This is a genomic window from Pseudomonas sp. NPDC096950 (genome assembly GCF_044762525.1).
Taxonomy (GTDB): domain Bacteria; phylum Pseudomonadota; class Gammaproteobacteria; order Pseudomonadales; family Pseudomonadaceae; genus Aquipseudomonas.
Map to the genome: position 1 here is coordinate 38,526 of NZ_JBIWEL010000015.1, position 13,226 is coordinate 51,751.

A 13,226-nucleotide genomic window follows, 5' to 3' on the forward strand; every position below is an offset into this window, starting at 1 on the left:
AGGGGTCTACCGAAAAAGCCTTGGCAGGCTGAACCGGTACAGCTCGACAGTCAACGCGCAAATTGTAGCGGCAGGTCTGACGCCTTCGCGAGCAAGCCCGCTCCCACAGGGGAATGCGATACCTGTGGGAGCGGGCTTGCTCGCGAAGAGGCCAGAACAAACGCTAGAGAACTACAGCCCCTCCAACTCCGCCATCAAGTCATTCAACCGATCCACCTTCTCCTCGGTCATATCATTCGCCGCCAACCCGTCGATGTACTCGGCCAATTCCTCCACCGTGCTGCACTCGAACATCGCCCGCAGCGGCACGTCCCGTTGCAGGGATTTCTGTACCCGCGAAGCAATCTGTGTCGCCAGCAGCGAATGGCCGCCCAGTTCGAAGAAGTTGTCGCGAATACCGACCTTCTCGACCTTCAGCACCTCGGCCCAGATATCTGCCAGGGTCTGCTCCAGCTCATTGCGCGGCGCCTGGTAATCCTGGCTCTGCAATTGGCCGATTTCCAGCGCTGGCAATGCCTTGCGATCCAGTTTGCCGTTGGCGTTCAGCGGCAGCTTGTCGAGCCACAACCAGTGCAGCGGCACCATGTATTCCGGCAGTTCGGCGCGCAGGCGTTGCTTGATCCGTTCCAGGCGTTCGCTCGGGTTGAGCGCCGAATCCGCCGCCACCAGATAGCCGACCAAGTGCTTGCCGTTCACGCCCTCCTGCACCCCCACCGCCCCGTCGCGGACTTCCGGTTGCTCGTGCAGACGCGCCTCGATTTCCCCCAGCTCGATGCGGTAACCGCGAATCTTCACTTGATGGTCGATGCGACCGACGTATTCCAGCACGCCGTCACTGCGACGCCGAGCCAGGTCGCCGGTGCGATACAGACGATCACCCGGCTCGCCAAACGGGTTCGGCACAAACACTTGGGCGGTGCGCAGCGGGTCGCTGACGTAACCGCGACCGACGCCCGTACCCGCGACGCACAACTCGCCCACGGCACCCAACGGCACCAGTTCCAGCGCGCCATCGAGCAAGTACAAACGGTTGTTGTCGGTCGGCGTACCAATCGGCAAATAGCTGCCGCGAGTCGAGGCCATGTCGACGCGGAAGAACGCCACGTCATCCGAACATTCCGCCGGACCATAGGCGTTGACCAGCCCGATTTCCGGGTAGCGCAGCAACCATTGGTGCGCCAGTTCCGGCGGCATCGCTTCACCGGTCGGCAACATCCAGCGCAGACCGTCGAGGCTCATCCGCTCTTGGGCAAGCATGCCCTGGATCAGCGACGGCACGCTTTCCAGCACGGTGATGCCCTGGCTCTGCACGTGGGCCAGCAAGCCTTGCGGATCGTGGGCGATGGTGTTCGGCACGATGTCCACCCGTGCCCCGAACAGCGGCGCGGCGAGGAATTGCCAGACCGAAATATCGAAGCTTTGCGAAGCGGTTTGCGCGATCACATCCGCAGCGCTCAGGTTCAGGTACGGGGCTTTGCTCAACTGGTTATTCAGCATGCCGCGTTGCTCGACCATCACGCCCTTCGGCAAACCGGTGGAGCCAGAGGTGTAGATCACGTACGCCAGGTTATCCGGGGCGCTGTAGATGCCGGGGTTTTGCACCGAAGCATCGCTCGCTTGCACGTCTTCCCAGACCAGCAACTTCGGTCGATTGACGCAACCGAACTCGTCCAGCAACGCCAGCGCTTGCTCGTGGCAGGCCTGGGTGCAGAGCAGCAACGGCGTCCGGCTCAGGTCGATGATGCGGCTCAGGCGCTGGCTCGGCAGGCCCGGGTCCAACGGCAAATAACCGGCACCGGCCTTGAAGCTGCCGATGATCATGCCCAGCAGATCGAGATTACGTTCGGCGAGCAACGCCACCGGTTGATCCTGCCCGACACCCGCCGCAATCAACGCGTGACCGAGACGGTTGCTGCGCTGGTTCAGCTCGACGTAACTGTGCAGCCGATCGAGGCAACTCGCCGCGATGCGCTGCGGATGCTGGGCGACCTGGGTTTCAAACAACTCGACGTAGCTTTTCTCCAGCGGGTATTCGTGTTCGCTCTGGTTGCAGCCATGGACCAGGAAGTCCTGTTCCTCGCCGCCCAGCAGCGGCAAGTCCGCCATGTCGCCATGGAACCCTTGCACCAGCGCCAGCAGTAGACGCTTGAACTCGCCGAGCATGCGCTCGACCGTGGTTTCGTCGAAATAACGCTGGTCGTAGGAGATATGCAAACCAAGGTCATCCCCCGGATAACACACCGCCGTCAGCGGGAAGTTGGTGTGGGTGCGGCCCGAATCCGAGGTGGCGTTGAGGCTTTGCGCCCGATCCAGCACCGAGACTTCCACCGGGGCGTTTTCGAACACGAACAGGCTGTCGAACAACGGCTGGCCCTTCGGCAGTTCGCTGTTCTCCTGGATCGTCACCAGCGGCAGGTATTCGTACTCGCGCAGTTGCATGTTGCTGTCGAGCAAACCGCTGAGCCACTGGCGCACGCTGACTGGCTGATCGTCCTGCGGCATTTTCACCCGCAGCGCGATGCTGTTGATGAACAGTCCGACGGTGCGTTGCATCTCCGGCATTTCCACCGGACGCCCGGCCACCGTCACGCCGAACAGCACGTCGCAATCACCGCTCAAGCGCCGCAATACCAAAGCCCACGCTGCCTGGGCGAAGGTGTTGATGGTCAGTTGATGGGCCTGGGCCAGTTCACGCAATTGCGCGCCGTCACGGGCATCGAGTCGGGTGTAGCGGTCGCCAACGATCATGCCGCCGCTGTCGCCGGCGTGTTCGCGCAGGAACGGGCGGTCGCTCGGAATTGGTGTGGTCCGTTCGAAGCCTTGCAGGTTGGTTTTCCACCACTGCCGCGCTTCGGCCAGACTCTGGCGTTGCAGCCAGCCGATGTAGTCGCGATAACGCGGTGGCACGGCTAATTGCGCGTCCCGGCCTTCGCCGAGCGCCATGTAGATTTCAAAGAAATCGTTCATCAACAGCGAGCGGCACCAGGCATCGATCAGGATGTGGTGGTTGCTCATCATGAACCAGTAGCGCGCCGCGCCGACCTTGATCAGGCGCAGGTGGAACGGCGCCTGGTTGAGCAGATCGAACCCGGCCTCACGCTCGCTTTTCAGCAGCGCTTGCAGCTTCGGTTCTTGCTCAGCGTCGGCAATCGCAGTCCAGTCCAGATACTCGATCGGCGTGCTGCCCGGTTTGTGGATCACTTGCAGCATGTCTTCGCCGACGTTCCAGCAGAACGAGGCGCGCAAGGCTTCGTGACGGGCGATCACCGCTTGCCAGGCCTGGGCGAAACGCTCGGGGTCGAGTTCGCTGTTGATGCGGTAGCGGTCCTGCATGTAGTAGAGGCCGGTGCCCGGTTCCAGCAAGGTGTGCAGCAGCATGCCTTCCTGCATCGGGGTCAGCGGGTAGACGTCTTCGATCACGGCCGCCGGAATCGGCAACGCATCGAGTTGCGGCTGAGTCAGTCGCGCCAGTGGGAAGTCCGACGGCGTCAGGCCACCGGCCTCGTCTTGCAGGCAATGTTCGATCAGGCTTTGCAACTCGCCCAGATAAGCATTCGCCAGATCGCTGATGGTTTGCGGATCATAGCGTTCGGCGCTGAAGGTCCAGCGCAGCACCAGTTCACCGCCGTAGACCTGACTGTCGACGCTCAACTCGTTCGGCAGCGGCGCGTGGGGATCATGGGCCGCGCCGACTGGCTCATCGAGAGGACGGAACAACGCGTCCGCGCCGAAGCTCTGGTCGAATTGGCCGAGGTAGTTGAAAGTGATCGGCGCCACCGGCAATGCGGCCATGGTCTGGCGGCACAGGTCATCGGCGAGGTAACGCAGCACGCCATAACCCAGGCCTTTGTGCGGCACGGCGCGCAGTTGTTCTTTGATCGCCTTGATCGAGTCGCCCTGCTCCAGCGCCGGGATCAGTCGCAGCGGATAAGCGCTGGTGAACCAACCCACGGTGCGGGTCAGGTCGATCTCGTCGAACAGGGTTTCGCGGCCATGGCCTTCGAGTTGAATCAACGCCGATTCGTCGCCGCTCCAGCGGCACATGACCCGGGCCAACGCGGTCAGCAGCAGGTCGTTGACCTGGGTGCGATACGCGCTCGGCGCCTGTTGCAGCAATTGCCGGGTGCGCTCGGCATCCAGGCGTACGCTGACGGTTTGTGCGTGACGATTCTGCTGGCCACCTTGCGGACGATCACATGGCAGTTCGACGCTTGGTCCGGCCAATTGTGATTGCCACCAGTCCAGTTCTTCGCGCAGGGATTCGCTGCCGGCATAGGCCTGCAAGCGTGCGGCCCAGTCCTTGAAGGCGCTGGTTTTCGCCGGCAGTTTCACCGACTGTTCAGCGTCGAGTTGACGGTAAACCGTTTGCAGATCGTCCAGCAGCACCCGCCACGAAACACCGTCCACCACCAAGTGGTGAATGGCCATGAACAAGCGTTGCTGACCTTCGGGACCGTCGACCAGAAGCGCACGCAGCAGCGGGCCTTGTTCGAGGTCGAGGCTGCGCTGGGCATCGGCGAACAGCGCGGTGCATTTGTCCATGGACGCGACGCGGACCTGCCACAGCACCGGGGTGTCATTCACCGCTTGGTGCGCGGCGTGCCACTGGCCATCGGTTGCCGTGAAGCGCAGGCGCAAGGCGTCGTGCTGTTCGATCACCGCCAGCAGCGCTTGCTCCAGACGATGGGGGTCCAGGGCCACAGTCGGCTCCAGCAACAACGCCTGGTTCCAGTGTTGGCGCTCGGGGATATCAGTGTCGAAGAACCAGTGCTGGATCGGCGTCAAACCCGATTCGCCAACCAGCAAACCTTGCTCGGCGGTGACTTGCTCGGTGCGCGTCGCGACGGCGGCGAGGGTCTGCACAGTCTGGTGCTGGAACAGGTCCCGCGGACTGAAGTGAATGCCCTGCTGTCGCGCGCGACTGACCACCTGGATCGACAGGATCGAATCGCCGCCCAGTTCGAAGAAGTTATCGTTGAGGCCGACCTGCGCCACGTTCAGCACTTCACACCAGGTGCCGGCCAGGGTCAGCTCCAGTTCATTGCTCGGCGCCACGTAGTGCTGGCGGTTCAACTCAGGATCCGGTGCCGGCAGTGCGCGGCGGTCGAGTTTGCCGTTGGCGGTCAGCGGCATGCTGGCCAGCAGGATCAGGTGCGTCGGCACCATGTAGTCCGGCAGTTGGGATTTGAGATGCGCCTTGAGCGCTTCGCGCAGTGCGGCTTGCTGTGTTTCGTCCTGCTCGGCGACTTCCGTGACGAGGTAGCCGACCAGTTGCTTGCCGCTCGGTGCATCCAGCGCCAGGACCACGGCTTCACGGATGGATTCGTGTTCCAGCAGACGGGTTTCGATCTCGCCCAGTTCGATGCGGAAACCACGGATTTTCACTTGATGGTCGATACGCCCGAGGTATTCCACCAAGCCATCGTCGCGCTGGCGCACCAGGTCGCCGGTGCGATAGATACGCCCACCGTTGTCCGCGAACGGATCCGCGACAAAGCGCTCCGCCGTCATGCCCGCCCGTTCGTGATAACCCTGGGCCAGGCCCGCGCCGCCGACATACAACTCGCCCGTCGCGCCTTGGGGCACCAAGGCCAGGTCGGCGTCGAGGATGTACGCCACGCGCGCGCCGATCACGCTGCCGATTGGCACGCTGCCGAGGCCTTCTTCCAACACGTCCGGCGCCAGACTGGCCAGCGGCATGACCACGGTTTCGGTCGGGCCGTAAGCGTTAAAGAACAGGCTCGGTTTAAACGCCGCGCGAATCCGCGCCAGGTGTTCGCCAGTCAAAGCTTCGCCGCCAGTGATGATCATGCGCACCGGCAGGGTTTCGCCCTGGGTCGCCAGCCACTGCGCCAACTGGCTGCCGTAGCTCGGGGTGAAGCCGAGGATGTTGATTTGATGCTGGCGGATCAGGCCGCAGATTTCTTCGGCGTCCCATTGTCCTTGAGCGCGCAACACCACTTGCGCACCGCTCAACAGCGGCACCAGCAGACGCTCGGTGGCAGCGTCGAAGTTGATCGAATAGAAGTGCAGTTCGCAGTCGTCCGGACGCATACCGAAACGCTCGATCACCGCTTGGCAATGCATGGCGATTTCGCCGTGGGACACCACCACGCCTTTCGGTTTGCCGGTGGAGCCGGAGGTGTAAATCAGGTACGCCTGATGCTGCGGCAAGCTGATAAACGGCAGCTCGGTAGCCGGGTAATTGGCCAGTTCGGCGGCGTCGTCTTCCAGGCACCAGCGCGCTACGGTCGAGGGCAATTCACCGAGGGCGTTGAACATGGCTTTGTCACTGAGAAGCAGACCGATGCCGCTGTCTTCGATCATGTAGTGCAGGCGATCCAGCGGGTATTCCGGGTCCAGCGGCACGTAGGCGCCGCCGGCCTTGAGGATCGCCAGCAGGCCGATGACCATTTCCAGCGAACGCTCCAGCGCCAGGCCGACACGAACCTGCGGGCCGACACCGCGTTCGCGCAGCATCCAGGCCAGGCGATTGGCGCGGCTTTCGAGTTCGGCGTAGCTCAGGGTTTGGCCAGCAAACGTCAGGGCCGGTGCATCCTTGCGCGCCAGGGCTTGCTCGCTGAACAGGTGATGAATGCACTGGTCCAGGCGATGTTCGCCCGGCTCGATGCCGAGGCTATTCAGCAGGTTTTTCTGTTCCGTGGTTTCCAGCAATGGCAGTTCGCTGAGGCGTTGTTGCGGATCCGCCAACAAGGCTTCCAGCAGATTGCGCCAGTGCCCGGCCATCCGTGCGATGCGCGGTTCGTCGAACAGGTCGGTGCTGTACGTCAGGCAGCAACCCAGGCGATGGTCGAGGTCGGTGACTTCCAGGTTAAGGTCGAACTTGGTCGCTCGGGCATCGTTGGCCAGGTATTCGACGGTCATGCCGGCCAGGGTGCGGCTCTGCTGGAACTCCCAGCGCTGCACGTTGCACATCACCTGGAACAACGGGTTGTAAGCAGCGCTGCGCGGTGGCTGCAAGGCTTCGACCAAGTGATCGAACGGCAGGTCCTGATGGGACTGGCCCTCGATCACGGTGTGACGCACCTGCTCAAACAATTCACCGACGGACATCTGCCCGTCAAGCTGGCAACGCAACACTTGGGTGTTGAGGAACGCGCCGATCAGCCCTTCGCTTTCTGGACGAATACGGTTGGCGACCGGCGCGCCGATGCGCAAATCGGTCTGGCCGCTGTATCGGTAAAGCAGCACGGCCAGGGCGGCGGTCATGGTCATGAACAGGGTCAGACCGTTTTGCGCGTTGAAGGCGCGAACCCGTGCCGCGAGGTCATCGCTCAGGTCGAACCGGAACAGTTCGCCCTGGTGACTTTGCACTGGCGGACGTGGACGGTCGGCGGGCAATTCCAGCAACGGATGTTCGCGGCCCAGTTGCGCGGTCCAGTAGTCGAGCTGGCGCTGACGCTCGCCGGATTCCAGCCACTGACGCTGCCAGACGCTGTAATCCAGGTACTGCACCGGCAACGGTTCCAGCGGCGATTCGCGGTCATCGACGAAGGCTTCGTAGAGCGCGCTCAATTCACGGGCGAAGATGTCCATCGCCCAACCTTCGGTGACGATGTGGTGCAGGGTCAGCACCAGGTAATGTTCCTGCTCGCCAGTCTTGACCAGGCAGGCACGCAGCAGCGGACCGGTTTCCAGATTGAACGGCGTGTGGGCCTCGCTATCCGCCAGGGCCTGGACCCGCTGCTCGCGCAGCTCGGCGTCGAGGGCCGAGAAATCCTTCCAGTCCATGCGCATGCCGGTGTCGGCATGCACCTGTTGCCGGGCCACGCCATCGACACTCGGGAACGTGGTGCGCAGGGTTTCGTGGCGGATGATCAGCGCTTGCAGCGCCGCTTCGAACCGCCCGACATCCAGCACTCCGCGCAGCCGCGCCATGCCGCCGACGTTATAGGCCGGGCTGTCCGGCTCCATTTGCCAGAGGAACCACATGCGCTGTTGGGAATAGGACAGCGGCACCGCTTGGCTGCGGTCGACTTTCTCGATTGGTGGTTGCTTGTTGGTGTGGCCGCTGGCCTGGATCAGACGCACCTGTTCTGCGAACGCGCCCAGCTCACTGTTTTCGAACAGCGCACGCAGGGGCAATTCGACGTCGCAAGCCTGACGGGTGCGGGAAATGATTTGCGTGGCCAGCAGCGAATGGCCGCCGAGGGCGAAGAAATCATCGCGCAGGCCGATTTGCTTCTGGCCCAACACTTCGCGCCAGATGCCGGCGATTTGTTGTTCCAGAGCGGTGACCGGTTCGACGTGTTCGCGAACCTGCCATTGCGGTTCCGGCAAGGCACGGCGGTCGAGTTTGCCGCTTGGGCTCAGGGGCATTTCATCCAGGCGCATCAGTTGCGCCGGGACCATGTACTCCGGCAGCTCGGCGGCCAATGCGGTTTTCAGGCGTTCTGTTTGAGCATCAATGTCTTCGGAGGAATCCGTTGAGGTGTAGTAACCGATCAACTGGCCACCAGCGGTCGTTTCGCGCACCAGCACCACGGCTTGGGCGACGCCGTCCTGGGCCAGCAGACGCGCTTCGATTTCTTCCGGCTCAACCCGGAAGCCGCGCAGCTTGACCTGCTGATCGAGGCGCCCGAGGTATTCGATCACGCCATCAGCGGTCCAGCGCGCGCGGTCACCGGTGCGATACAAACGCGCGCCCTGCTCGCCCAGTGGATCGACCACGAAGCGTTCAGCAGTCAGGGACGGACGACCGAGGTAACCCCGGGCCAGGCCGATACCGCTGATGCACAGCTCACCCGGCACACCGGCCGGGACAGGATTGAGGTCGCTGTCGAGCACGCGGCAGATCACATTGCCCAACGGCCGGCCAATCGGCGAGCGCTCGCCATCCGCCGTGGTGCAATGCCAATGGGTGACGTTGATCGCGGTTTCGGTCGGGCCGTAGCGGTTGTGCAGTTGCACCGCCGGCAGTTGCCCCAGCACGCGGTTACGCAGCTCGGCGGGCAAGGCTTCGCCGCCGGAGAAAATCCGGCGCAGGCTGGTGCATTCGGCGGTCAGCGGTTCTTCGATGAACAGCGCCAGCAACGGTGGCACGAAGTGCAGCGTAGTTACGCCATATTGTTGGACCAGTTGCGCAATACGATGGGGATCGCGGTGTTCGCCGGGACCGGCAATCAACAACCGCGCACCGGTGATCAGCGGCCAGAAGCATTCCCACACCGACACGTCGAAACTGATCGGCGCTTTTTGCATCAGCACGTCGGTGTCGTTCAGGCGATAAGTGTTCTGCATCCATTGCAGGCGTTCGGCGAGGGCCGCGTGGGTGTTGCCGACGCCTTTCGGTTGGCCGGTGGAGCCTGAGGTGTAAATCACGTAGGCCAGGTTGTCGCTGTGCAGGTGCAGGCCGGGTGCGTGGCTCGGCCAGTTTTCCAGGTGCAACGCGTCCATGGCGATCACGCTGACGCCGTCGGTGGCGGGCAAGCGGTCGAGCAATTCGGTCTGGGTCAGCAGCAATTCGACGCCGCTGTCGCTGAGCATGTAGGCCAGGCGTTCCGCCGGGTAATCCGGGTCCAGCGGCACGTAGGCGCCGCCAGCCTTGGTGATCGCCAGCAGGCCGATCAGCAGTTGCGGCGAACGCTCGGCGGCGATGGCCACGCACACATCCGGGCCGACACCTTTGTCGCGCAGGTAATGGGCCAGGCGATTGGCTTGGGCGTGCAGTTCGGCGAAATCGAGTTGGCCACCGTCCCAGATCAGCGCGGTGCGTTCCGGGGTCAGGCGCAGTTGTTCGTTGAGCAATTCCGGAAGCCATTGGCTGGCCAGTGCGCAGGGTGCCGCGCTCCACGAGGCTTGCTGATCGTGCTCGTTTGAGGTCAGCAGTGGCAGGTCGCCGATGGCCTGTTGTGGCTGTGCGCAAACCTCGCGCAGCAGGTTGGTGAAGTGCTCAGCCAGGCGCTCGATGGTCGCGGCGTCGAACAGTTCGTTGGCGTAATCGAAGGATAGGCTCAGGCGCCCGTTGCGGTCTTCTTCGCTGTGCAACTGCAGGTCGAACTTGGCTTCGCGGCTGTGCCACGGCAACTCTTCGGCGAGCAGTCCCGGCAAGCGGCGCAGTGCGCTTAAATCCCGCTGCTGGTGGTTGAACATGACCTGGAACAAACCGGACTCGCGGGCCTGGGGGAAGGCTTCAAGCAATTGCTCGAACGGCAGGTCCTGATGGGCCTGGGCGCCGAGCGCGGCTTGGCGGGTTTGCGCCAGCAGCTCAACGAACGACAGGCGTGAATCAACCTCGGCGCGCAGCACTTGGGTGTTGATGAAGAAGCCGATCAGGCCCTGGGTTTCCAGGCGCGGACGGTTGGCGTTCGGCACGCCGATGCGGATGTCGCGCTGGCCGCTGTAGCGGTGAAGCAGACTCTGGAACGCCGCGAGCAACAACATGAACGGCGTGGCTTCGTGGGTCTGGGCAGTCTGGCGGATGGCTTCGCTCAGGCTCACACCCAGACGCACGGTGTGGCGGGCGGCGCTGTGATTTTGCTGCGAGGTTCGCGGATGATCAGTGGCCAGACTCAGCACCGGATGCTCGTCGCCCAACTGGTTTTTCCAGTAGGCCAGTTGCCGCTCACTCTCACCCTGCGCCAGCCATTGACGCTGCCAACTACCGTAATCGGCGTACTGGGTCGGCAGTGCCGCGAGCGTGGCTGTTTGTCCTTGGGAAGCCGCTGCGTACAGCCGCGAGAACTCGTCGATCAACACATTCAGCGACCAGCCGTCGGCGATGATGTGGTGCATCGTCACCAGCAGTTGATGATCCTCGTCGTCGAGGCGCACCAGGGTCACCCAAAGCAGCGGGCCTTTCTCCAGATCGAACTGGCTGCGGGCTTCGTCCTCGCGGATTTGTTGCGCGCGCAGTTCACGTTTGTCGACGGGCAAATCGCTGATGTCGATCAGTTGCAGGTTGAATTCGCCAGCCCCATCGACCCTTTGAAGGGCCACGCCGTCACGTTCGAAGAAGCGCGTGCGCAGGGATTCGTGGCGTTCGATCAACTGCTGGAAACTGGCGCGCAAGGCGTCTTCGTCCAGTTCGCCGCGCAAACGCAAGGCGCCGGGAATGTTGTAGGCGCTGCTCTGCGGGTCGAGTTGCCAGGTGATCCACAAACGGTTTTGCGCCAGGGATTGCGGCATCGCTTCGCTGCGCGACAGCGGCGTGATCGCGCCTTGGGCCAGGCCACCGTCCTGTTGCAAACGGGCGACCGCTTCGGCGAAGGCGCCGAGAGTCGGGGCTTCGAACAACAGGCGCAGGTTCAACTCCAGGCCCAGCTCTTCACGCAAGCGCGCGACCACCTGAGTGGCGGCAATAGAGTTGCCGCCAAGCAGGAAGAAGTGATCGTCGGCGTTGACCTGTTTGACGCTGAGCTGCTCGCGCCAGATCGTGGCGATCAGGCTTTGCAGCTCGGAAGCGGATGGCGCCGTGGCTTCGCTTTCAACCTCTGCCGACGGGAACAGCGCGTAGCTGTCGAGGCTGCCGTCCGCCAGGCGATTGCGGCACGCCGAACGTTGCAGCTTGCCGCTGGAGGTCTTCGGCAACGCGCCGGGATTGAGCAACACCACCACGCTCGGCGCTTCCTGATACGCCTCGGCCACGGCTTGGCGGATGGCTTTGATCAATGCGTCGGGCGGCAGGATTTTCTGCACGCTGCGGCTGATTTCCGCGGCGATGCCGATGCCTTCCTGGCCGTCGATATTGACCGCGAACGCGGCGACGCGCCCCTTGCGCACCACTTCCACTTCGCGCTCGACGGTTTGCTCGATGTCCTGCGGATAGAGGTTGTGGCCGCGCACGATCAGCATGTCTTTCAGACGCCCGGTGATGAAAAACTCATTTTCTCGCTTGAAGCCCAGGTCGCCGGTTCGCAACCAGGTACGGCCCGCGTGCTGGACGAAAGTCTTGGCGCTGGCCTCAGGGTTGCGCCAGTAACCGTGGGCGATGCTCGGCCCGGTGGCCCAGACTTCGCCGACGGCGTTGTCGGCCAGTTCCGTGAGTCCGACAGGATCGACAATCAGCACCGCGTGATCCGGCTGGCTGATGCCGCAACTCATGATCGCCGCGCCCTCGCCCGCTGTGGCACGGTTTTGTGCCAACGCCTGATCGTCCACGCGCAGGTTGCCGATGCCCAGGCCACGCGGCGTGCCGGCCACAAACAGCGTGGCTTCGGCCAGACCGTAGGACGCCATGAAGCTGTCCGGGGTGAAGCCGCACGGGGCGAATTTCTCGGCGAAGCGTTCCAGGGTGTCGAGACGAATCGGCTCGGACCCGGAATACGCCACGCGCCAGCCACTCAGGTCGAGGCGTTCCAGCGCCGATTCGCTGACCCGTTCGCTGCACAGTCGATAGGCGAAGTCCGGCCCGCCACTGATGGTGCCGCGGTATTCGCTGATCGCTTCCAGCCAGCGCAACGGCCGGCCGAGGAAGTATGCCGGCGACATCAACACGCACGGCACGCCGCTGAAAATCGGCTGCAACAGGCCGCCGATCAGGCCCATGTCGTGGTACAGCGGCAACCAGCTGACGATCACGTCGTCCGGGTTCAGGTCGATGCCGAAGCCGTGGCGGATCAACAGTTCGTTGGCCACCAGGTTGCCGTGGCTGACTTGCACGCCTTTAGGTAATGCAGTGGAGCCAGAGGTGTATTGCAGGAAGGCGATGTGGTCGTCTTCCAGATCCGGCGCCACCCAGCGTTCGGCCAGATTACTGTCGAGGGTGTCGACGCAAAGCAGCGGCGGCGCGCCTTCAATTTGCAGCAAGGCGTCGCGCAGGCTGGCGCTGGTCAACAGCAGACGCGGCTCGGCGTCGCTGATGATCGACAGCAGGCGCTCCTGGTGATGACGCTTGGTCGATTCCGGCGGATAGGCCGGCACGGCGATGACACCGGCATACAGGCAGCCAAAAAACGCCGCGACGTAATCCGGGCCGCTGGGAAACAACAGCACCGCGCGATCGCCAAATCCGGCCTCGTCCTGCAATGCGCCGGCAATGGTGCGGGCGCGCTGATCCAGCTCTTGATAACTGAGTACCACCGTCTGATCCGGGGTTTCGGCGAGAAAACGCAAAGCCACGCGATCCGGCGTCAGGGCCGCGCGGCGCTGGAGGGCTTGGACCAGTGTGCTGGGGAGTTCGAACGCGTCGGTCATGAGGTTTCCTGCCTGAATTCGGCTTACAAGTTGGAATCGGTTTTCCTACGTCACGCTCATACAAATGGCGT

1 protein-coding gene is annotated in these 13,226 nt (G+C 63.1%); it reads right to left on the reverse strand.

The genetic code is table 11. From position 1 onward, the window contains the following. Positions 1-171 precede the first annotated feature (171 nt). Positions 172-13,155, reverse strand: a complete 12,984-nt coding sequence (locus ACIQY3_RS21605; protein WP_403023314.1) for a non-ribosomal peptide synthetase — start codon at positions 13,153-13,155, stop codon at positions 172-174. Between the last annotated feature and the right edge of the window lie 71 nt (positions 13,156-13,226).

Coding starts and splice junctions, on each gene's coding strand:
- ACIQY3_RS21605 (WP_403023314.1), bottom strand. CDS start 13,155: ATGACCGACGCGTTCGAACTCCCCAGCACACTGGTCCAAGCCCTCCAG.